Raw genomic sequence first — 22620 nt, 5'->3', positions numbered from 1 at the left:
AGCCTACATTGTTTAACATTAAAATGAGTGAAGAGAACCTGATTTTGATTCGCCTTTCGGCCAAGGGTGAAAACCGATTGTGGAGAGAATCGGTTTTTCCCGAGTCACTAACATATTGATAGGTTTATAGATCGCCAAGATAGGCTGCTAGAGAGTCATCTAAAGCATCAATCCATGGGGTATGATGTGTTGGTGACATAGTGCCTGTCATGAGTGAGCGATAAGAATGATTGCGGAACCCCATAATGTCCTCCTTCTTATGATGTTTCCATTCTAGGAACGTTTGACGTACCCCTTCTATATCGAATGTTGGGTAGTCCGTTGCTTCAATCAGCTCAAGAATGTAGTCACCTTGGAAGGTAAACATTTCTTCAGCGGTGACTAGGGTCGACTCGCGCTCGCGCCATAGTAGGCTGTGCTCAAGCATGTCTTGGTAGGTGTTTGGTAATTTGATACGGTCTAGAATAATGTCGCGGACGTACCACGCTTGGGCGTCGAACATATTGAAGGTGTACCACTGGTCTTGCATGCCAAGGTAAAAGAGCTGCGGATTCTTTTCCCATACCACTCCCTTATATAACCCAAGTGGCCAGAGACGGTTGTCGGTTTTTAAGCACAGAGATTCTGGTAAGAATGGGAAGTGATGGAGGTAGCCAGTACAAAGGATAATGGCATCAATATGCTTTGAGGTTCCGTCGCCAAAAAAGGCCATGTCACCTTCTACTTTTTCCAGTAATGGTTTTTCTTCCCAGTTATCAGGCCATTTAAAACCCATGGGGGAAGAGCGGTAGCAAGAGGTGATGGTTTTAGCGCCATATTTATAGCACTGTGAACCCACGTCTTCGGCAGAGTAGCTGCTGCCAACAATAAGAACGTCTTTGCCTTTGAACTCTAGGGCATCACGGAAGTCGTGGGCATGTAAAATGCGTCCGCCAAAGCTTTCAAATCCTGAAAAATAAGGGGTTTTAGGAGTAGAAAAGTGCCCGGAGGCGATGACAACGTAGTCAAATTCCTCGGTATAAATGGTATCGTTTGTGTGATCGTGTACTGAAACTGAGAATTGTTTTGTCACTTCATCGAATGTGACGTTGCGTACCGCCGTATTAAAACGGATATATCGACGAACGTCGGCCTTTTCGACTCGTCCTTTAATGTAGTCCCACAGCACTTCTCTAGGAGGGTAAGAGGCTATGGGTTTACCAAAGTGCTCTTCAAAACTGTAATCAGCAAACTCTAGGCATTCTTTTGGGCCATTTGACCAAAGGTAGCGATACATGCTGCTATGGACGGGTTCGCCGTTTTCATCTAATCCTGTTCGCCATGTGTAATTCCATTGTCCTCCCCAGTCTTGCTGTTTTTCAAAACAAACCATATCTGGAATGCTTGCCCCTTTCGCGTGGGCCGATTGGAAGGCACGTAGTTGAGCTAAACCACTTGGTCCGGCACCAATAATTGCAATACGTTTTGACATTGTATTTCTCCTGTCTTCTGTGAGCGATGTTCCGTTAACCACATCATTACAAACAGAGTAAGAATTATTTCGTGTCGGTGATATTCCTCAAAAAGGATAAGTAAAAGAGGGTATAAGAGTAACGCTAGAGGGTTTAAATAAAGGGAGTCTGGTAATAAGCCGTTGCGTATCAGCCTTGCTTTTGTACTTTTTGACTTTTAGTGCAGGGATTAAGGCAGTTTGAGAATAAGGCCTTCTATACTCAATACCGCGCCTGTTGCAGAATAAATGCCTTGACCTTTTTCGATAACGTTTTGATAGTGGCCATCTGTGTGACGGAGCCGATAATTCAATTCAAAGTATCTGTGTTGCTGGATCGCAAGTTGTACTTGTTCCCAAACGTGTTGGGCATCGTCAGGGTGAATCAAATCACCAAATGAGAATTGAGTTTGGTTAATGAGTTGTTCTGGAGTATAGCCCGTTAGTTCAAAGCAGCCGTCGCTGACATATTCCATCGTCCATTGCATATTGTTACGGCCACGATACAGGATAGCAGGCATACGGCTAACCAGTCCCGAAAGATTACGATGCCCAGCTTTGTGTATCTCAAGTTGCTGCATTTTGTACGTGACATCACTCAATATCATGGTTATTGGGGAGTCTTGCTGGGGGTGCATAAGCTGAAGTTGCACTTCGGACCACTTTACTTCTTGATCAGGGGGGAGAATACGCAGTGTGAGCTGGGTCGATTTTAAGTCATGAACAAGCGACTGAATCGCGTAGTGCCACTTAGCATGATCATCTGGATGAATGTAATCAATAAACAGTGAATCGAGGATATACTTACTAGGGCGCTTAATGATATTGGACCAGCAGGTGTTAAAGTGTTGTATAGCATAATTGTGGTCCAGCACTAAAACGGCGTCATTTAGGCTATTGAGTACAATCTCTGGCTCTTGATAATAGGATTTTTTCTTTTTTTTAAGGAATAAAAAATCGAGTCCAATCATATAGCTACTCCGACTGGCTACTTTGGTTGGCGTGGGCCCATGCTGCCAGTTCGAGTCGTGATCCTAAATTCAGTTTTCGTAATAGATTTTTAACATACACTTTTACCGTGCCGTCACTGATGCCTAATTCTCGGGCAATAAGCTTATTGCTCATTCCTTGGGTAATCAGCTGAAGTGTTTGTTTTTCTCGTTCTGTGAGTTCTAGTTGGTTGTCTTGGGGGGAATTACGTGAAGCGACATTGGAACCTTGACTAATATAGCGGGCAAGCATTGTTACGCCTGTTGAGTCGATGGCAATATTATCTTCGCGCAAAGTATCGAGACGGCTGATAATCTCATCGGGACTTGAGTTTTTTAATAGATAGCCGTTCGCCCCCAAGGTAATGGCTTCAAATAATTCAGAGCTGTCATCTGAAGCGGTAATAATGACGACCTTAAGCGGATACTGGGAGGCTTTGACTTCTTTTAGTATATCGATGCCTGAAATTTTCGGCATGTGTAAGTCGAGCAGTAACAGATCCGTTTGAAGAGGAAAGGGGGAGTGCAAAAATTCAATGCCATCATCAAAATCTGCCACAACTTCAAATATATTGCTCTCATTGAGCAATTCTACTAAACCTCGCCGAAACAATGGGTGATCGTCTACGACGACGACTTTTGTCGCTTCTCGACCTATCATGATGTTACCTCAGGTATGCTCACGTCTACACGAGTTCCGCCGCCTTCTCGTTGGGAAACGTTTAATGTTGCTGATAGCTTCTGGGCCCTTTCGTGCATTATTTTTAGTCCGAAGCAATCGTGGCGCTTCTTTTCTTGTATGCCCTGACCATTATCTTCTATGCGAATCAACAGACGGCCATCATCGTGTTTTTTAATAGTAACCCGAGCATGAGTCGCATGAGCGTGGCGCACAATATTGCTGAGTGCTTCGCGAATGATATAAATTGCTTGTCCATCGTTCGATGTGGTCAAGTGATCACTTACGCGATTATCGAGCTCGAATACAATGCTGGAACGCTGCTCGAAATCCTTAATCGCATTATTAATAAGTGTGCTCAGATTGTCTGATTCTAGTGTGGTGCGGGAGGTTGTAATGATATCTCGCACTTGTCGGTAAGCGAGTTTCACTTGTGTCGCGACTTCCTCACTGACATCCATAGCGGCGCTATGTTCCATGGTTTTGCATTCCTGTACTAATTGGCATGACTTTATTCTTAGATAACCTAAGGTTTGTGCCAGGGTGTCATGTAATTCTGCCGCATAGCTTGCATGAATACTGTCTACCGTTTCTTGAACCTTTGCTTGCTGCTGATGCCAAGCCCCTAATCCTTCCTCAAGCGCACAGACTACTTTCTCCAGATGGAACTGAATTTTTTCCTCAGAAGGTTTGGCTTGTTTAAACGCGAGAACTAACCAGGTTTTTTGACTCAAGGTAGATGTGTGTTTGCTGTAATGAATGGCTGCAATATGAAACGCAAGTGCTTGGGAGTTTTGAATAAAGGTGGCTGAGTGATTGAGTGAGTGGGGAGAGAGTAGCTTGTTGATATTTTGTAATAGTGTTGGATTAGGAACGAGATGTTTGGCGTGAAGCCACTGGGTACGCTTTGTTGTGGGACTCAACACAAATATGTCTGCATTGAGCCTTGCTTGAATATAGCTCTGCACCTCTTTGAGCTCAACGGCTAACGATTGATTAATGTCAGTACTCAAGGCGAGATTGAGGATTAATCGATCAAAGCTCTCAATTGAATGTTGCCTATCAATCGTTTTTTTCCTTGAGAAGAGCTTTGGAAAACCATTATGCAATAACAAAGATAGAGAGTTAGCCATCGAGCTTTCAACCATTTAGTTAAGGAGTGACTGGTCATAGAGAGTAAGCAGTTAGTGTGCCAAGTGCGGCAAAATGGATGGGATAGAGGCGGGATACTCCTTAGGTCTTACCCCTTACTGAGCATTGAATAAAAAAACACCATGAGTAAATATTTTTAACTGTTGAGAATTATTTGTGGTGTGTTTTGTTGAGTTTCTAAAGCGCACCAATGTGGACCTAAGACCTCAAATTTGCATCTTTTCAGTTCGACTGATGACGTAATAGATGTGTTAACGCATGTGGGAAGTAAAGATGAATAGGCAGCAACGTCAGCAAAATGACCATCTAGTAGTCGGCAAGGTTCGCTGTCATAGGGTCGACAGTCAAAGCGCTGTGCGATTACACATTAAGTCGGGTGAGTCTCTTGAAATTAGCTCCTTTGATCAGCAGCAAGCTTGTGAATTGCTTGTTTTGACGGAGACAGCTAACGCGAAAGAGTTGCCTGGGTATGATCTCGTGGCTGCAAACAATGCGCTTGCTCAAATTGAGCAGGACACGTTGTCGGGTGAGTACTTACGTCAATTATTGGCGGATTGGAATATATCGTTGGATGCGCTTTATCATGCCTATGCGTTTTCAAGTACCGAGTTGCCGACGGTGTATCTTGATGAAGATGTGACCGTGATTGTGTTGTGCTGTGGCCCTAATATGGCTGTCGATGATCAGCAGCCAATCACTGAGCTTATGGTGACACATCACCTAGTTGACACTTCAGGTTACGATGATTTACCCGCTCCGTTAGCGACACCGATTCACGAGTATCGGGTGCCTCGCTGTACGGCACAAAGCTATGTCGTCAAAAAGGGCGAATGGATACAAATTATTGATGTCGAAGGGGAACAATGCTCAGACTTTGTTGCGCTAGATTACCATGCTTTGCAAGAAGGGGTTGAGGTACTGATTGATGCGGCTGCCACACGCACGACGGGCAGTCGAACGACTCCGCAACCAGGGCTACATTCCAAATTTCAAGACTCAAATCAGCTGACAATGCTTGAGTTGGTACAAGACACGGTAGGTCGGCATGACAGCTTTTTATTCGCCTGTAACTCGAAGTTCTACGAAGATCATGGTTATTTAGGTCATGTTAACTGCACGGACAATATCAATAGCGTGTTATCCAAATACGGTGTCGAACCTCGCCTAGGTTGGCCCGCAATTAACTTTTTTTTCAATACTCAAGCCAGCGATTGCGGTCAGATCGGGTCTGAACAGCCGTTCTCGAAAGCGGGGGATTATATTTTGTTACGGGCCAGTCGTGACCTTTTGTGTGTTTCTACCGCATGCCCTGATGACATAGATCCCGCTAATGGCTGGAACCCAACGGACATACATGTGCGTGTATACGCAGCGGATTCTGAATTTTCACGTTCCATTGGACACAGGCTTACCCCACAGGACTTGCCTCGTATGACTAAGCAAACAGGTTTTTATTCACGTACCTCTGCATTAACCAAGCAATTTATTGAATACCGAGGGTATTGGGTGGCTTCACAATACGAAAATTGGGGAGCTAACACGGAGTATCTCGCCTGTCGCGAAAAAGTTGCCATGATTGATTTATCGCCTTTGCGTAAGTTTGAAGTCTTAGGGCCGGATGCAGAGGCATTTCTGCAAATGGCCTTGACTCGAAATGTGCGGCGTATGTCGGTGAACGAAATAGTCTATTCGGCTATGTGTCACGAAACAGGAGGCATGATTGATGATGGCACCTTGTTTCGCATGGGGGAGCAGGCATTTCGTTGGGTTTGTGGCGATGCATACAGTGGTGTGTGGCTGCGTGAGCTTGCCCAACGAACGGGCCATCGAGTCAATATTCGAGAATCAACGGACCAAATTCACAACGTTGCCGTGCAAGGACCCAATAGTCGGGCTTTGCTTCAAAAGCTTATCTGGACAGCAGAGCATCAAACCTCACTGGTTGATCTCAAATGGTTTCACTTTTTAGTCGGTCGATTGGGGGCTGAAGATGGCATCCCTTTGATGGTCTCTCGCACTGGCTATACCGGAGAGTTAGGCTTTGAAGTGTGGTGTCATCCTGACAATGCCCCACAAGTGTGGGACGCCATTTGGCAAGCAGGGCAAGAGTTTGATATTGCTCCAATGGGTTTTGATGCGCTTGATATGTTGCGTATCGAAGCTGGCTTAATCTTTGCTGACCATGAATTCAATACCGAGATCAATCCCTTTGAAGCGGGGATTGGCTTTACCACCCCTCTTAAAACACAAGAAGAAGATTTTGTTGGCCGTAGAGCCATTGAGCAGCAGGCACCCGCTAGCCGGCATCGTTTGGTTGGGCTGTTTATTCAGGAGAACGATTTAGTTCGTCATGGTGATCGAGTCTTTAATGGGCGTTTTCCTGTCGGTGTTGTCACTAGCTCTATGTATTCCCCTTTGTTGAAAAAACAAATTGCCATGTGCCGTATGTCTCCAGGGTTCGTCGAGCCCGGAGTGGCTCTTGAAATTGGTCAATTGGACGGTCATAAAAAGCGCATCAAAGTGGAGGTGACCTCGCTGCCGTTTTATGACCCTGAAAGGACTCGGGTACGAAGTTAGTGCCTTCCTTAGTGATGGCTATGCCCGTTGCGGCAACGTAGGTAAAAGAGCGTTTCATAACATTAAATAACGATGAGAGGAACATATCATGGAACAAATAGCACCGACGTTATCTGGGCTTCAGGCGCAGATAACCACGATGAACTCCGTCAATATGGAAGTTTTTTATTGGTGGTGTACAGCGTTGATGATCATTATTCATGCTGGATTTCTAGCGTATGAAATGGGGGCTTCGAGGCTTAAAAATACTTTAGCGTCAGGGGTGAAAAACATCTTAGCGTTTGCATTTATTATCCCTACTTTCTTTTTCTTTGGCTGGTGGATTTACCTCGCTATGTACAATGGTTTTACTCCAGACTTTGCCGCAGCAAAAGCAGGAGTACCTTGGTCGGCATCAATGGGGCCAAATTTGTCGGATCAATCTAACGGCATATTCTGGGGGGCATTTGTGTTGTTTGCCGCGACAACGGCCTCTATCTTTTCCGGTGCCGTGATCGAGCGTATTAGGATGAGTGCGTTTCTAATACTCGCCATTATATTAGGTTCTGTTTTGTGGGTTTTAGCGGCGGCTTGGGGCTGGCATCCTGATGGCTGGCTTACGAAAGACTGGGGCTTTCATGATTTTGGTGCTGCCGGTTGCGTACATATGGTTGCGGGATTCTTTGCGTTGGGCGTGACAATTAACCTTGGTGCACGTATTGGACGTTTCTCCAAAGAAGGTACCCCCATTGATATCAAAGGCCACAATATGCCCATGACAGTCATTGGCTTAATGCTAATTATTGTTGGTTTCTTCGGCTTTCTGGGCGGCTGTATTATTTATAATGGTTCTACAGGATGGACAACGATATATGGCACACCTGTGACGTTATCTGCCATTAGTTTTAACACTTTGATGGCCGCTTCTGGAGGGATTATCGGTGCGTACTTTATTACACGCCAACCGTTCTGGATGATGTCCGGTGCTCTAGTTGGTGTCATTTCATCTGCTCCCGGTTTAGACCTTTATTACCCTCCGTTAGCTTTTTTGATTGCAATGTTTGCCGGCGTTGTAGCCCCTTTAGCCGATAAATATTTAACCGAGAAATTTAAAGTTGATGATGCTGTCGGCGCTTTTGCTGTTCATGGTGTGGGTGGCATGATTGGTGTTATTGCTTTGGGTGTATTTAGTGGCTTTCCAAATGTTATTCAAGGAGCGCCAAATGTTTCTTTCTTAGGGCAATTAATAGGGGCATTCGTGATGGCGGCACTTGGTTTTATTCCTGGGTACGGATTGTCTTATGTGATGGCCAAGTTCGGCTTTTTACGAGTGCCACCAAAAGCAGAAATCGCTGGATTAGATTTGGTAGAAGTATCACTGGAAGCTTACCCATCGGAAATGCCACATATTCATTCAGACGTCGACGAAAAACCGTTTAAAGATCCAAATATTCAATCCCCACTGTCTATCTAGGAGACATATTATGAATGCGAGTCCAATTACAACATGGCATGGTGCTGAAGCCTACTTTACTTTTGCCAATAGTCCGTCCGCTCTGGCGGTTATCCTATCGCTCTCGGTCATCGTGACGTTCGGCGTAGTGGCATTAAGTGTGGTCCATGAAAACAAGACTTATATTGATTATAAGTAGAGTCATCAACTTTTAAATAGGGTGTTGAAAAGGTCAATGGTCTTTCTCAACACCCAGTATTTCATGGATATCCTGAAGTGATGAAAAGTCTGCTGTGTCTGAATCAAAAGAGTTTGTTCTCGCAGCACTGATTGCCTCCCTGTGCTTGTCGAACACCTAGAAGGCGACTTAGTCGTTGGTCTGATATTTGTCAGCATCGGCGTAGTCATCGCCAACGGTATTTTGAAGAAGCGTTAGTCTGTGTGATCACCTCAGTACATTTCACCCCGCTTGCCCACAGTAAGCGGGGTTTTGTCTTTTTAGGAGCGCCATCAGCTCATAGCTTTTGATTTTTAGAGTTATTGGGGTTATACAATAAAGCAATGAGTTTTTAAGGGTTATCGGAGTTATTATGATTTTTCCTAAGGAAAGGAATGGCGAAAAGGATTTATATGAAAAGCCGAGAGGTAATCCAGATGCTAGTCGAAGATGGATGGTATGAAGTTAGAGTAAAGGGCAGCCACGTGCAGTTTAAGCATCCTAATAAAAAAGGCACAGTGACCGTTCCCCATCCAAAGAAAGATTTACCGATTGGTACTTTTAACAGCATAAAGAAACAAGCTCAGCTTTATTAATAGCTTTAGCAGAGGTGCGAACCATGAAATACCCAATTGTATTACATACCGATAATGGCGTTAGCTACGGCGTGACTGTGCCAGATGTGCCCGGCTGCTTTTCGGCTGGCGATACATTTGATGAAGCACTAGAAATGGTCGAAGAAGCGATCTTTTCTCATCTTGAGCTTTTGTTGGAAGACGGTGAAGACATTCCAACCGCCAGCCCAATCTCTGTTCATAAAGACAACCCAGACTACGCCAATGGTGTGTGGGCGGTGATTGACGTGGACATCACGCCATTGCTGGGTAAAAGTGAAAAAATCAACGTCACCTTACCACATTTGCTGATCACCAAAATCGATAAAATGGTGGCGGCTAATCCAAAATACAAATCCCGTTCTGGCTTCTTAGCCGAGGCGTCTAAGAAAGTGCTACAGCTAACCTAAATAGATTTTTTAGGAGTAGATATAAATGCCAATGATTAGTCGGATAAAAAAAGAAGATATGGATCCTAAAGTCTATAACTTATTTGTTGCTATCGTTTTCGCAATGGAACAAATCAAATTTAGGTTTGAATCTATAGAAAAAGAGGTTTGTTCACACTATCAGGCTAATACATCTCAGATACTTGCTTTGGGCTGGGATGTAATTGATTGGGCAGAAAAACTAAGAAAGTTGCTCAATGTAGGGAGAGGGCTAAAGAGGAAAGACAGTTGGTTTAAGGAAATAGATAGAATATTATCGGCGCTGAAAGATGTCAGAAATTTTATCCAGCATTTTGATAAAGAAATTAATAAGCCCGAATATATCGACGTTACACTAATGGGAGAGTTGCATCTTAGGCTTACTGGAAAATATCACCCGCATCTTGGTTCTTTGTCGTTTAATGCTAGAGGAGGAATGGATAGATTTAAAATAATTCAACTAGAATGCGCTAATAAACAGTTTAATTATGATTGGATTTCGATGTCGGGAGATGTTGTCGATAGTGCTACGATCAAACTGGGTGGTTCAAGTGTCGATTTGAGATCTTTAGTTTCTCAGGTTCATCATGCTAGACAGGGTTTTAATGAGCATCTTGTAAAACAGTATTGGAAAAAGCCAACTACCTGAGAGGTAGTTGGCTTATTAACATTACGCATCAATACGTTTGTATTTAATACGTGTTGGTGTGGCATCTTTACCGGTACGAGACTTGTAGTCGGCTTCGTATTCTTGGTAGTTCCCTTCGAAGAAGACGGCTTTCGAGTCGCCTTCGTAGGCCAAGATGTGGGTTGCTACACGGTCTAGGAACCAACGGTCGTGGGAAATCACAACGGCAGAGCCTGGGAAGGCGAGAAGCGCGTCTTCCAGTGCACGTAAGGTTTCGACATCAAGGTCGTTGGTCGGTTCGTCCAATAGCAAGACGTTGCCGCCTTCTTTCAAAAGTTTGGCAAGGTGCAAACGGTTACGCTCACCACCGGATAGGTGTTTGACCAATTTTTGTTGGTCAGAACCTTTGAAGTTGAAGCGGCCGATATAAGCACGGGAAGGTACTTTCCAGCCGTTCACTGTGATCATGTCTTGGCCATCGGAAATTTCTTCGAAAACCGTTTTTTCGCCGTCCAGTTCACGCATTTGATCAACGTAAGCGAGTTGAACGGTTTCCCCAATGGTCACGGTACCTGAGTCGGGTTGCTCAAGACCAGCAATCATTTTGAAGAGTGTGGATTTACCCGCACCGTTACCACCGATCACACCGACGATCGCCCCTGGTGGTACGACCATATTAAAGTCTTCCACCAAAACGCGGCCATCGAACCCTTTGGAAACGTTCTCGATTTCGATGACTTTGTTACCTAGGCGTGGGCCAGGTGGAATGTACAATTCGTTGGTTTCGTTGCGTTCTTGGAACTCTTTTGAGTTCATTTCTTCGAAACGGGCCAAACGGGCTTTGGATTTGGACTGACGACCTTTGGCGTTTTGTCGAACCCACTCAAGCTCAGATTTGATGGCTTTTTGGTGAGACGCTTGTTGTTTTGCTTCGGTTTGTAGCCGAGCGTCTTTTTGTTCCAACCAAGAAGAGTAGTTGCCTTCGTATGGAATACCGTGGCCACGGTCAAGCTCAAGAATCCAGCCTGCTGCGTTATCAAGGAAGTAGCGGTCGTGGGTAATGGCGACCACGGTGCCTGGGTAATCTTTCAAGAAACGCTCTAGCCAAGCAACGGACTCGGCATCCAAATGGTTGGTTGGCTCGTCGAGCAGGATCATGTCCGGTTTGTCTAGCAGCAGACGACATAGGGCAACACGGCGACGCTCACCCCCGGATAAATGCTCAACGTTGGCATCCCAAGGTGGCAGACGCAGGGCATCGGCGGCGACTTCTAGCGCACGGTCTAGATTGTGGCCATCTTTTGCTGTGATCAGGTTTTCAAGCTCGGCTTGTTCAGCGGCCAGCGCGTCAAAGTCCGCATCCGGATCCGCATACGCCGCGTACACATCATCTAGACGAACAAGGGCATTTTTTACGTCGGCAACGGATTCTTCCACAATGCCACGCACATCTTTCGATGGGTCCAGTTCCGGTTCTTGTGGCAAGTAGCCCACTTTTAACCCAGGCATGGGGCGGGCTTCACCGTTGTATTCCTGATCAACCCCCGCCATGATGCGCAGAAGCGTCGATTTACCTGAGCCGTTAAGCCCTAAAACACCGATTTTCGCGCCGGGGAAGAAAGAGAGGGAAATGTCTTTGAGAATTTCGCGTTTAGGGGGAACGACTTTCCCTACGCGGTTCATGCTGTAAACAAACTGAGCCATAAGCGAGTAGTTTCCTGATAAATGGTTTGATAGCTAGTGTAATAAACTGATTGTCTGAATAAAATGCCCACAGAGCGATTTCGTTACGCTCGGTTTGTGAGGAGTTTCAATGCAATAAAGTTCGCTAAGAATAGCACACTTCCTGTTAGTTCAGAATAACGCCCCCGGCCTGCCTTATTGGCCGCTGAGCACAATTAAAGCGGCGCCAATCACAACTAAACTGGCTCCTATCCAGGCACCAAGTGCAGGACGTTGTTTGGTGGTGATCCAAAGCCCAGGCAAAATCAATACGGGGACAATGGCGGATAATGTCGTGACGATTCCGACATCGGCGTGACCAACGCCCCATACTAAGACGCTCATACCGACGACCATGCCGATGGTTGCCAAGGCGGTAATACCGATAAAATCTGAGCGGGTTAATTCCGAAAAAGGTAGGCTACTGGCAGGCCTTCTATGACGATAATAAAGCCCATAAGCCAGCAGTAAGGCGATGGCACCAGCGCTGACTCGTACCGTCGATACAGCGATGGGGTCGGCACCATCCAACAAGGCGGGTTTGCTTAATAGAGCACCACAGGCTTGGCCTAGGGCACCACCAAGAGCGAAGAGGACGCCAGTACTGAGCTTACCTTTGGTTTGCTCCCACTCGTGCAGTTGCTCACGCCTTTTGCCGAATAGAATCGCGATAATGACGCCACTGAATACTAAACCACAGGCAAACAGCTGTGTCAGTGAGAGGGTTTCGTTGAGAAAAAGCCAGCTGAGGAAAATCGACATAGGGGCATTGGTAGCAAATAACACACCCGTTCGACGCGGCCCCAGACGGTGAACGGCCGTAAATAGCATGGTATCACCAAGGAAAATGCCCAGCAGCCCAGAGAGAATCACTAATGGTGAGTGTTGCCATAAAGACGCATCAAAACGTTGGCCGAGTAGGCTAATCAAGATCAGAAGACAACTGGCAATGGTAATACGTATTGTGTTGAAACGCATGGTACCGAAACGATGTATGAGTCTTGGAGCCATCAAACTTGAAATGGTCCAGCATAGGGCGGCAACCAGACCTGATAATTCTGCGAAAGGCATGATAATTCCTTATGAACGACTGGCTGTTCGTTATTTAGAACAAAAGCCGATCTCTGTTAATGGCTTACAATAAAACCGACTTCCTGTTAATAAGGCTGACATCATGGCGCGCAGTGTCACGGTATGTACCATGATATAAATCACCGTCTGCTAAGATGGCCAAGTGTTGATTGGTAGCTATATTAAGGTGAGATTGGTATGATTCCGAGTATAAAATAGAGCCGTTTAATTGGTTTGTAAACTTCATTTTTTACTCATTTTGGAACCGTCATGCGATGCCCGTTTTGTGGAATGCAAGATACCAAAGTTCTTGACTCCCGCCTAGTATCTGAAGGAGCGCAAGTGCGCCGTCGTCGCACCTGTAGTCATTGTCAGGAGCGTTTCACCACGTTTGAAGTCGCCGAGCTCCAAATGCCTAAACTCATAAAAAGTGATGGCAGTCGTGAGCCTTTTGATGAGGATAAGCTGCGTAGTGGCATTCTTAAAGCGATAGAGAAACGCCCTGTTAGCAGCGAATCGATTGAAACGGCGATCTCACGAATTAAAGAAAAAATGCAAGCAACGGGTGAGCGTGAATTACCGTCTCGTTGGACGGGGGAGGCGGTTATGGAAGAACTGCAGCGCCTAGATCAAGTGGCGTACGTGCGGTTTGCTTCTGTCTATCGAAGCTTTAAAGACATTAGTGAGTTTCGTGATGCCATTGATCATCTTGAAAATCGTCGAGACAGTGGGTCACTGTCTGACGTCAAACAAGAAGGGAAATAAGTTATGATTCAGAATCATGAATACTGGATGGCGAAAGCCATTAAACAGGCTCAAAAAGGTCTTTATTCTACCCATCCTAACCCTCGTGTTGGCTGTGTAATAGTGAAAGACGGGGCGTTACTCGGTCAGGGCTATCATGTTCGAGCGGGAGAAGGTCATGCTGAGGTGAATGCCTTAGCCGATGCGAAGAGCCGAGGGAATCAAGATATCACGGGTGCCACCGCCTATGTGACACTTGAGCCTTGCAGTCATCACGGAAAAACACCACCTTGTGCCGACGCACTAATTAAAGCGGGCATCTCCTGCTTGGTTTATGGGATGCAGGACCCAAACCCAGAAGTGTCGGGCAATGGTTTGAAGCGTATCGCCAAAGCCGGTATTGAAGTGGTTGGCCCAATTTTAAAAGCACAATGTGAAGCCTTAAATCCTGGTTTTATCAAGCGGATGCGCGAAGGGTTGCCTTTTATTCGGGTGAAGCTTGCCATGAGTGTGGATGGTCGGACTGCGATGGAATCCGGTGAAAGTCAATGGATTACGGGACCAAATGCGCGTCATGATGTACAGCGTTTACGGGCTCAAAGCGATGCAGTTGTGACTGGGATAGGCTCTGTCTTGGCGGATAATCCAAGTATGACAGTGCGCATTGACCATAACGATCAACCTGTAGACGCTAAAACGGTGCGTCAACCATTGCGTGTGGTAATGGATACGGCTTTATCTATTTTACCGGACGCCAAGATTCTTTTTCCCACACAGCAAGCCTGTGTATTTTGCGTGGAAGAAGAAGTGGAATCCGAGTACTTGGATCTCTTACAAGAGCGGGGCGTGAGGGTACGCTTTGCGAATCGTGGCGAGGATGGTCGATTGGATTTGTTGACCACCATGGAACAATTGGCCGATGATGGCATTAACGAAGTACTCGTTGAAACCGGAGCGGAACTTGCTGGGGGGGTTTTACAGGCAGGCTTGGTGGATGAAATTGTCGTGTATATGGCTCCTAAGTTACTCGGATCAAGCGCACGTCCGATGTTCCAATTGCCTTTGGATACCATGGCGGAAGCTTTGGATCTGGAACTTAAATCGGTACGCCAAGTTGGCCAAGATGTGCGCTTGGTCTATGTGCCACAATACCTTGAATACGATGATGGGCTGTTGGACATTGATGAATGGGGCGTGGCGCAAGACGCTTAACCTGCGAACAAACGATAGCTTGTCCTAACAATAAGAAGTGAGATTACGATGGCGTTAAACAGTGTAGAAGAAATTTTAGCCGATATCCGTCAAGGTAAAATGGTCATCTTGATGGATGACGAGGACCGAGAAAACGAAGGGGACATAATCGTCGCTGCCGAGTGCATTACGCCAGAGATTATCAACTTTATGGCAGTCCATGCCCGTGGCTTGATTTGCCTAACGTTAACGCCTGAGCGTTGTAAGCAATTAAATCTCCCTTTGATGGTCAACGACAATGGTACGGTGTATTCCACCAATTTCACGCTGTCTATCGAAGCGGCTGAAGGGGTAACCACTGGTATTTCGGCAGCCGATCGTGCACTGACGGTAAAACGTGCCGTAATGGCGAATGCCAAACCTTCCGATATCGTTCAGCCAGGTCATGTTTTCCCATTGATGGCTCGTGCGGGCGGGGTATTAAGTCGAGCGGGTCATACAGAAGCCGGATGTGATTTAGCGCGTATGGCAGGCTACGAAGGGGCCTCTGTGATCGTGGAAATCATTAATGACGATGGCACTATGGCAAGAAGACCAGATTTAGAGAAGTTTGCCGAGAAACATGGCTTAAAAATTGGTACAATCGCTGACCTGATCCATTATCGCACGTTAAATGAGACCACCGTAGAACGTGAAAGCGAGAGCGTGGTACAAACGGAAGCGGGCGAGTTCAACTTAATTACTTATCGCGATACCGTTCAAGGGCTTTCTCACCTTGCGTTTGTGAAGGGTGAGATTGCTGCGGATGAACCGACGTTAGTGCGTGTGCATGTGGCGGATCCAGCACGTGATTTTGCTGGCATTATTGGTGAATCGGATGAGCCGCGTTGGTCCATGAGTAAAGCATTGGATTATATCGGGCACGCTGGCAAAGGTGTGGTTGTCTTAGTGGACACCCATGACAAACCGATGGATTTAGCGAGTAGCTTTGCCACATCGATTCATCCACCGGCAGGTAAAGGGCCGGATCAGAGTGGTTCCGGTACGTATTTGACGGTTGGGACTGGATCACAAATTTTGCGCGACCTTGGCATTCGTAAAATGTGCTTACTAAGCTCGCCTAAAAAGTTCTCCGTGACAGGGTTTGACCTTGAAGCAGTAGAGTTTATTCCTTACGCGGGGGCGCCTGACGCAACCGTTAAGCAAGATTAGAAGAGAGGTTGTCATGAAGGATATTACGACTTACGAAGGGCATTTTTCAGCGCCTGGTGCGAAATTTGCGCTCGTAGTTGGCCGTTTTAACAGCTATGTTGTTGAAAGTTTGTTAGATGGTGCGGTTGATACTTTGATTCGTCATGGTATTCGCAAAGAAGATTTGACGATTGTTCGTGCCCCTGGTGCCTTTGAGATTCCGGTGATCGTTAAGAAAGTAGCGGATCAAGGTAAGTACGATGGCATCATTGCATTAGGTGCGGTCATTCGAGGTGGTACGCCGCATTTTGAGTATGTGGCAGGTGAATGTGTGAGTGGCCTTAGCCACGTTGCATTACAATATGGTATTCCGGTGTCGTTTGGCGTGTTAACCGTCGACACCATTGAGCAGGCGATTGAGCGTGCGGGCACGAAAGCGGGCAACAAAGGGGCAGAAGCGGCAATCTCTGCTCTTGAGACCGTGGCTGTCCTACGTAGTCTGGATAACTGAGGCAAAAAATGAGCGAAGTGGAAACAACCAACGACCAAAACCCGGCACCGAAACGTAAGGATAAAAAACCTTCACGTTCTCAGATGCGCAGCGCGTCTCGTGGTTTGGCATTACAAGCGGTCTACCAATGGCAGATGAACCAATCTTCTGTTAGTGAGATCGAAACACAATTCACCTTGGATCAAGACATGAGTGCTTGTGACAAGCTGTATTTTCGTGAATTGCTGCAGGGCGTTACCAGCCGTGCAAAAAAACTGGATGACCTGTTCGAAGAGTTGTTAGATCGCCCTTTGAGCGAGCTCGATCCCATTGAATTGGCTGTGTTACGCCTTGGCGCGTTTGAATTGTCTGAGCGTTTGGATGTTCCCTATCGTGTTGCGATCAACGAAGGCGTGGAATTGGCGAAAGGCTTTGGCGCAACCGAAAGCCATAAATATGTCAATGGTATTTTGGATAAGCTGGCTCAGCGTCTTCGTCGTGAAGAAATCGCTGCTCGTCGACAGTCCAATAAGTAATCAATAAACGGTGAGTTAATGCTCACCGAAAGTATGATTAACTGATAGTTTAAAACCCCATTATTCGTTAGTGAATAATGGGGTTTTTTATGTCAGCTGTTCGTCCTTTCTCTAACCCTTTCAAGTTAAACAAAATATTACGTATCAACACCAAAACCCCATAAGCATTCCGCCAGCTTTTGACTAACCTGAAAAGAGAGTAGGCGATCAAAGTGAGAAAGCGTATGAGAGGAAGCGTTTTTACTAACTTCCAAGAAATGGTGGAAGAGCAATTTGGGATTTCATGTTGGGAAACCTTGCTGGCAAATTGTGACTTACCCAGCGGCGGTATTTATACCGCATCTGAAAACTATGATGACCAAGAGATTCTGTCTCTGGTGGTTGCTTTGTCAGATGACACCAATATCCCGGTGAATCAACTCGTCGAAGCCTTTGGTCGTTATTTGTATAAAGGTCTAATGCACAGCTTGCCGCCCTCAATGAGAGATTACCCGGATCTTTGGACGCTGTTAGAGGCGGTGGATTCTGTGATTCACGTGGAAGTACATAAGCTCTACCCTGATGCGGTGACACCTAAATTAATTGTTCAAGAGAAGTTTGATACAGGCGTGAAGCTATATTATCAGTCGCCTCGTAAAATGTGTTTATTAGCCATTGGCTTGGTGCATCAGGCGGCGGAAAGTTTTGGAATGTCTGTTTCCATAACACATGAATGTTGTATGCATGAAGGGGCAGATCACTGTCTATTGCTGGTCGAGCAAGAACAGGTCAAGCAAGACTAAATTTTCAGGGGGGCGATCATGGATTATGAAGCGGCTTTTTTACGTGAACGCACCGCTCGCAAAAGAGCTGAGAGTATCCTCGAGGACAAAAGTCGAGAACTCCATTTGGCCAATCAATCTTTGAATGACAATGTGGAATCCCTGGAACTGGCTCTGCGAGAAAATAAGTTTCTTATTCACATTGGCCGTTATGGCCTTGAAAAACCGCGATTACGGGACTTTTTGCCAACGATAGTGAAGGATATGTTGCGCTTGAGTGAAGTGCCATTTGCTGTGTACTTTCATTTTCCCTTTGATCCTAATCAAGCGGATTTTCGTTCTGATTTACTGCGTAATGAAGAAAATTTAAGTATGGGAAATGCTTCTATTGCTCGCTCCGACTTAGATTTGTTGGCCTGTGAGATTGAGGAGAAGGTTAGAGAGTCAAGAAGAACGCATTTTCAAACGGTAGCGGTGACGATTGATAACGTCGCCATCGATACGGCAGTGGCTCTGCCCATTATCAGCTTGGACTATCTTAGTGGCATCATTATTTTGTTTAGCCAAGGGTTAACATCAAGACAGCAAAAAGAAATCGAAATGTTCCGCGTTGGTATGAAGCAGCTGGCGATTATGATGGAACACCGTTATCAAGAAGATAAATTGTTGGCGAGCTATGAAAACGTCAAAGTTGCCAATGATGCGCTGAAAGAGACCCAAAAAAAGTTAGTGCAATCGGAAAAAATGGCTACCGTTGGTCAGTTATCAGCAGGTATTGCACACGAAATTAATAATCCGATGGGATTTATTAAAAGCAATATGGGGGCCTTGAGTGGGTATGTTGATGATTTTGTTGAGTATGTGACAGCGGTAAAGTCATTGGTGGATCAGGCCTTGTTAAGATGTGACTCGCTAAGTGAATCGGCTAAAGTGTTGGATACCCTGTGGCGGGATATTGATATGGAGTTTTTGTTGGAGGATAGTAAGAGCTTACTCGAAGAGTCCCAACATGGTGTGAAAAGAATTCTGGATATTGTGGGTGGGTTAAAGCGCTTTTCGCGGCAATCGGATCATCAAAAAGAGCAGTGCGATATTGTTAGCATCATTGATGAAGCCTTAAACATGGCCCATAACGAGCTTAAATATAAGGGAAAAGTCATCAAAAAAATGGAAACTGTTCAACCTGTGATGGGGAAAAGTGGCGAATTGTTGCAGGTGTTTTTAAACCTGTTCGTGAACGCTTCTCATGCGATGAATGAGCAGGGTAAGTTGACGGTGAGTGTTGAGAATAAAGAGAACGGTGTACAGATTAGTGTCGCCGATAATGGCAGTGGCATTGATCCCAAACACTTGGACTCTATTTTTAACCCTTTCTTTACAACGAAAGAAGTGGGGGTAGGGACAGGGTTGGGCTTGTCTATTTCTTATGGAATCGTTGAAGCGCATAACGGCACGATCGATGTAACGAGTGAGCTTGGTATAGGCACGGTATTTAGTATTTGGTTGCCTTACCTGAGGTAGCAGTACAACGATCTCTGAAGAGGGAGAGTGAAGATGACAAATACAATGATTGATCAGACTCATGTGGTAGAGGTTCCCAGTATATTACTGGTCGATGACGAGGCAAATGTGCTTTCATCCCTGCGTCGGCTCTTCCGTAAACTCAAGTGCACCATATACATTGCCAATAGTGGTCAAGAAGGACTGGACACTCTTAAAGAGCACACCATTGATGTGATCATTAGTGACGCACGTATGCCCGAGATGACAGGGCCCGAATTTCTGGCGATTGTCGCCGACACCTACCCAGACACAACCCGTATTCTCCTTACTGGTTATGCCGATATAAGTGCGATTGTGGATGCCGTGAATCGAGGAAAAGTCTCTCACTATGTTGAAAAGCCGTGGGACGATGAGAGCTTAATATCTTTAGTGGAAAGTGCGCTGACAAACACCCAACTAAAGAAACAAAATGCGCAATTACAACGTGTGGTACAAGAACAAAATACGAAGCTTAAAGCGCTGAATGACTCTTTAGAAGCGACCGTGAAGGAACGCTCCTCCAAAATTATTCAAATTAATGAAAACTTAAAAGAAAACTACCGTAATGTCATTGATTTGTTCGCTGGGTTGCTGGACATGCGTCAGCCTAAATCTGAGATACATGTGCCTGATATTGTATCATTGGTAAGAGATATGGGCACTCGTTTGCAGATGACTGAGAAAGAAGTGGATGTTCTACAAGGCGCGGCCAAAATGCGCTATATCGGTCAAGTGTGTTTGTCTGATGAGATTCTGAAAATTCCATACGAGGAATTAACACCCGAGCAAAAGGAAGAATACGAACAGTATCCTATGATGGGCAGTACCTTATTAACCTGTGTTCGGCAACTATGGCCGATGGCTGAAGTTATTCTTCAGCATAAAGAATACTTAAATGGTAAAGGCTTTCCTAATGGGGACTGGGAAAAGTTTATATCGAGGAGTGCGCAAATATTAACAGTAGCGAACGACTACATAGAATTGATGAATGGTCGGATGCTAGCAGAGCCTTTAACTCATGTTGAAGCATTGCGTTATTTAAGTGCTCGAGTGGGTGAAAATTACGCAGCAGATATTGTCGAAACCCTGAAAGTAGTGTTGTCGACTTATCAATTAGAGGAACCCATCAATGACCAGCGAATCTGGTCGCAACAGTTGGTTCCTGGCATGGTGTTATCGAGAAACCTAGAAAACCATAAAGGGGCTTTTTTGCTGTCTAAAGGGCATGTGCTGACTGCACACATCATTGAAAAACTGGTTGAATTGGAGCAACAATCTAAGGCTGAATTTAAGTTTTTTGTGATTGTTCCAGAGGGAGTGACCATTCCAGAAAAGTAGGGGCTGCAGCCCCTTCTTTCTTTCGGACAGCCACATGGATAGTTATCGAGTATATTAGGTTTTATTCCATTACCCTTCTAGTAATAGGCACCATTAAAAATATTTTTGTAGCCAAATAAAGTATTTAATTTTATCTGCTAATCTTTTTCTATCTTATTGATTCCTCTATAAAAAATATCAAAACAATTTTTTATATAACCTATTTCGCTTTTTAACTTCTCTTTTTAATTATGGTGTAATTTTTTTGTCGTTTTTTTGTCATTATAAAAAACTACTATGACCAAGCAGTCAGGATTGATAAGCGTTTTTTATTTTTTGCAGTCTAAATTTTTAGTGCTGTATAGATTTTTATTGTCATTTTAATGGTGTTTTAAATTATGCGAAGTTGGAACGAGCCCACTAAGAAGCGTCTTCATATTGAAATTATTCCAATGATTGATGTGATGATGTTTTTATTGGTTTTTTTTATTTTGATTAGCTTGAATGTTATACCTGCATTGGGAATTAAAACATCTCTTCCTGAATCAGGCCACGCTCAAGTATTAAAGCCTCAAAATAACGCTATTATCACCTTGGGCAAAAATGACAGATTGCAGTTAGATGGGAAAGATATATCGAAAAGCAAAATGCTTGATAGTTTAAAGCAGCTAAAAGAGAAGAATAAAAATTTAGTGATTATTATTCGATGCGATAAAGGAATCGACGTCCAGCGCTTAGTGTCGATAATGGATTTGCTAAAAGGCAGTGGCTTTAAATCCATTTCTATCGCAACAAAAAATAAAAACTAATAAGAACGACAATATGTTTTTTATATATAAAAATCGTTATTTTCTGGCATGTTTGCCAGTTTTTATAGTGTTAGGTTTTTGTCTATATTTGATACAGCAACCTTCATTAGACATAAAACAAAAATATGACCTATCAACTGTTAATGTCGCCCTTGTGAATGCTGCTTATGCTAATACTTCAAGCTCAGCTCCTAACCCTGTTGAAACTCCTCGGCCAAAGGTAATAGAAACGCCACCACCTCAGCCTGTTGAGCCGCCAGAAAAGAAGATAGAAGAAACGCCAAAGCCAGTTGAGAAGCCAAAACCAAGGTTGGTTGAGAAACCAAAGCCAAAACCGGTTGAGAAGCCAAAGCCAAAGCCGGTTGAGAAGCCAAAACCAAAACCGGTTGAGAAACCAAAGCCAAAGCCGGTTGAGAAACCAAAGCCAAAGCCGGTTGAGAAACCAAAGCCAAAGCCGGTTGAGAAACCAAAGCCAAAGCCGGTTGAGAAACCAAAGCCAAAGCCGGTTGAGAAGCCCAAACCAAAGCCGGTTGAAAAGCCCAAACCAAAGCCGGTTAAAGCATCTCCAAAAATTAAAAATATAAAAACAGATAAAAATAAAGTGGCTAATAATGAAAAATCGTTAATGAAAACTCGATCTGATAAAAAAATATCAGGGAAAGTAGGCTCTGAAGTGATTTCTAAAGAAAAAGGCATGCATGCCTCTTCAAATCAATCACCTTCGTTAGAGGCTGAATATATACAAAACATACGTTCAGAATTGGAAAACTATAAGCAATATCCAAGAGGGAGAGCGGCCTCATTACAACGACCACAAGGAAGTGTTGTTGTATGGCTTAAAGTAGATAGAGCGGGAAATATTATAGATCGAGGGATAGAAAAAAAATCTCGTAGTATGTTGCTTAATAGAGCAGCTTATCAAAGTCTAAGACGGATAGAACACGTGGCACCTTTTCCAAAAGGTAGTTTTGATGGACATAACTATTATCGATTTACAGCGACATTTGTATATACGGTTGGTCAATAAGGTATCAATGAGTT

General features: G+C 44.8%; 22 protein-coding genes. 16 read left to right on the top strand and 6 right to left on the bottom strand.

Going from position 1 to position 22620, the window contains the following annotated elements; all coding sequences use genetic code 11:
* Window positions 1-124: 124 nt before the first annotated feature.
* The 4 genes from AC0VYG_RS21215 to AC0VYG_RS21200 form a co-directional block, all read right to left on the bottom strand.
* Window positions 125-1471 carry an NAD(P)-binding domain-containing protein gene (locus tag AC0VYG_RS21215; protein WP_475429867.1) on the bottom strand — a complete coding sequence of 449 codons (1347 nt, stop codon included), beginning with the start codon at window positions 1469-1471 and terminating at the stop codon, window positions 125-127.
* Between the two features lie 209 nt (window positions 1472-1680).
* Window positions 1681-2460, bottom strand: coding sequence for a PAS domain-containing protein (locus tag AC0VYG_RS21210; RefSeq protein WP_475429866.1), 780 nt, complete (start codon window positions 2458-2460; stop codon window positions 1681-1683).
* Window positions 2461-2464: 4 nt separating this feature from the next.
* Window positions 2465-3139, bottom strand: coding sequence for a response regulator (locus AC0VYG_RS21205; protein WP_475429865.1), 675 nt, complete (start codon window positions 3137-3139; stop codon window positions 2465-2467).
* Window positions 3136-4290, bottom strand: a complete 1155-nt coding sequence (locus AC0VYG_RS21200) for a sensor histidine kinase (RefSeq protein WP_475429864.1) — start codon at window positions 4288-4290, stop codon at window positions 3136-3138. The genes AC0VYG_RS21205 and AC0VYG_RS21200 overlap by 4 nt, the downstream gene beginning before the upstream one ends.
* Before the next feature lie 292 nt (window positions 4291-4582).
* On the opposite strand from AC0VYG_RS21200, the gene AC0VYG_RS21195 reads away from it, so the two are divergent.
* From AC0VYG_RS21195 to AC0VYG_RS21170, 6 genes are all read left to right on the top strand, one after another.
* Window positions 4583-6886 carry a DUF1989 domain-containing protein gene (locus AC0VYG_RS21195; protein ID WP_475429863.1) on the top strand — a complete coding sequence of 768 codons (2304 nt, stop codon included), beginning with the start codon at window positions 4583-4585 and terminating at the stop codon, window positions 6884-6886.
* 88 nt (window positions 6887-6974) lie between these two features.
* Window positions 6975-8339: an ammonium transporter gene (locus tag AC0VYG_RS21190; RefSeq protein WP_475429862.1), complete on the top strand. Its 1365-nt coding sequence runs from the start codon at window positions 6975-6977 to the stop codon at window positions 8337-8339.
* A 10-nt stretch (window positions 8340-8349) separates the two neighbouring features.
* A complete protein-coding gene (locus tag AC0VYG_RS21185; protein ID WP_475429861.1) occupies window positions 8350-8517 on the top strand; it encodes a hypothetical protein in 168 nt (55 codons plus the stop codon).
* A gap of 413 nt (window positions 8518-8930) precedes the next feature.
* The gene (locus tag AC0VYG_RS21180) at window positions 8931-9131 is read left to right on the top strand and encodes a type II toxin-antitoxin system HicA family toxin (protein ID WP_475429860.1); all 201 of its coding nucleotides are present in this window, start codon (window positions 8931-8933) and stop codon (window positions 9129-9131) included.
* Between the two features lie 23 nt (window positions 9132-9154).
* Window positions 9155-9559: a type II toxin-antitoxin system HicB family antitoxin gene (locus tag AC0VYG_RS21175; protein ID WP_475429859.1), complete on the top strand. Its 405-nt coding sequence runs from the start codon at window positions 9155-9157 to the stop codon at window positions 9557-9559.
* Window positions 9560-9584: 25 nt separating this feature from the next.
* Window positions 9585-10226: a hypothetical protein gene (locus AC0VYG_RS21170; RefSeq protein ID WP_475429858.1), complete on the top strand. Its 642-nt coding sequence runs from the start codon at window positions 9585-9587 to the stop codon at window positions 10224-10226.
* 21 nt (window positions 10227-10247) lie between these two features.
* Here AC0VYG_RS21170 and ettA read toward each other — a convergent pair whose 3' ends face one another.
* Both ettA and AC0VYG_RS21160 read right to left on the bottom strand, forming a co-directional pair.
* Window positions 10248-11909, bottom strand: coding sequence for an energy-dependent translational throttle protein EttA (gene ettA / locus AC0VYG_RS21165; protein WP_475429857.1), 1662 nt, complete (start codon window positions 11907-11909; stop codon window positions 10248-10250).
* 174 nt (window positions 11910-12083) lie between these two features.
* Entirely contained in the window at window positions 12084-12998 is a 915-nt protein-coding gene (locus AC0VYG_RS21160; protein ID WP_475429856.1) for a DMT family transporter, read from the bottom strand.
* Between the two features lie 270 nt (window positions 12999-13268).
* Between AC0VYG_RS21160 and nrdR the strand changes: the two genes are divergently transcribed.
* The 10 genes from nrdR to AC0VYG_RS21110 all read left to right on the top strand — a co-directional run bounded on the left by nrdR (window position 13269) and on the right by AC0VYG_RS21110 (window position 22606).
* On the top strand, window positions 13269-13763 hold the full coding sequence (gene nrdR, locus AC0VYG_RS21155) for a transcriptional regulator NrdR (RefSeq protein WP_475429855.1): 495 nt from the start codon (window positions 13269-13271) through the stop codon (window positions 13761-13763).
* A gap of 3 nt (window positions 13764-13766) precedes the next feature.
* On the top strand, window positions 13767-14954 hold the full coding sequence (gene ribD, locus AC0VYG_RS21150; RefSeq protein ID WP_475429854.1) for a bifunctional diaminohydroxyphosphoribosylaminopyrimidine deaminase/5-amino-6-(5-phosphoribosylamino)uracil reductase RibD: 1188 nt from the start codon (window positions 13767-13769) through the stop codon (window positions 14952-14954).
* A gap of 48 nt (window positions 14955-15002) precedes the next feature.
* On the top strand, window positions 15003-16145 hold the full coding sequence (gene ribBA / locus AC0VYG_RS21145) for a bifunctional 3,4-dihydroxy-2-butanone-4-phosphate synthase/GTP cyclohydrolase II (RefSeq protein ID WP_475429853.1): 1143 nt from the start codon (window positions 15003-15005) through the stop codon (window positions 16143-16145).
* A gap of 13 nt (window positions 16146-16158) precedes the next feature.
* Window positions 16159-16635 carry a 6,7-dimethyl-8-ribityllumazine synthase gene (gene ribH / locus AC0VYG_RS21140; protein ID WP_067020242.1) on the top strand — a complete coding sequence of 159 codons (477 nt, stop codon included), beginning with the start codon at window positions 16159-16161 and terminating at the stop codon, window positions 16633-16635.
* A gap of 8 nt (window positions 16636-16643) precedes the next feature.
* Complete coding sequence (gene nusB / locus AC0VYG_RS21135) at window positions 16644-17150, top strand: transcription antitermination factor NusB (protein WP_475429852.1); 507 nt, start codon at window positions 16644-16646, stop codon at window positions 17148-17150.
* A gap of 224 nt (window positions 17151-17374) precedes the next feature.
* Window positions 17375-17932: a heme NO-binding domain-containing protein gene (locus AC0VYG_RS21130; protein ID WP_475429851.1), complete on the top strand. Its 558-nt coding sequence runs from the start codon at window positions 17375-17377 to the stop codon at window positions 17930-17932.
* Between the two features lie 18 nt (window positions 17933-17950).
* The gene (locus AC0VYG_RS21125) at window positions 17951-19432 is read left to right on the top strand and encodes a sensor histidine kinase (protein WP_475429850.1); all 1482 of its coding nucleotides are present in this window, start codon (window positions 17951-17953) and stop codon (window positions 19430-19432) included.
* A 33-nt stretch (window positions 19433-19465) separates the two neighbouring features.
* Window positions 19466-20791: a response regulator c-di-GMP phosphodiesterase, NosR family gene (gene nosR, locus AC0VYG_RS21120; RefSeq protein WP_475429849.1), complete on the top strand. Its 1326-nt coding sequence runs from the start codon at window positions 19466-19468 to the stop codon at window positions 20789-20791.
* A gap of 377 nt (window positions 20792-21168) precedes the next feature.
* Entirely contained in the window at window positions 21169-21579 is a 411-nt protein-coding gene (locus AC0VYG_RS21115; RefSeq protein ID WP_475429848.1) for an ExbD/TolR family protein, read from the top strand.
* A 13-nt stretch (window positions 21580-21592) separates the two neighbouring features.
* Window positions 21593-22606, top strand: coding sequence for an energy transducer TonB family protein (locus tag AC0VYG_RS21110; protein ID WP_475429847.1), 1014 nt, complete (start codon window positions 21593-21595; stop codon window positions 22604-22606).
* The last annotated feature ends 14 nt before the right edge of the window (window positions 22607-22620 follow it).

The organism is Marinomonas sp. 63XJN7_7_ISO-PGPR-S23-202 (genome assembly GCF_056173505.1).
The sequence above is the reverse complement of the archived record's forward strand: the minus strand, read 5'-3'. Positions and strand labels throughout refer to the sequence as shown.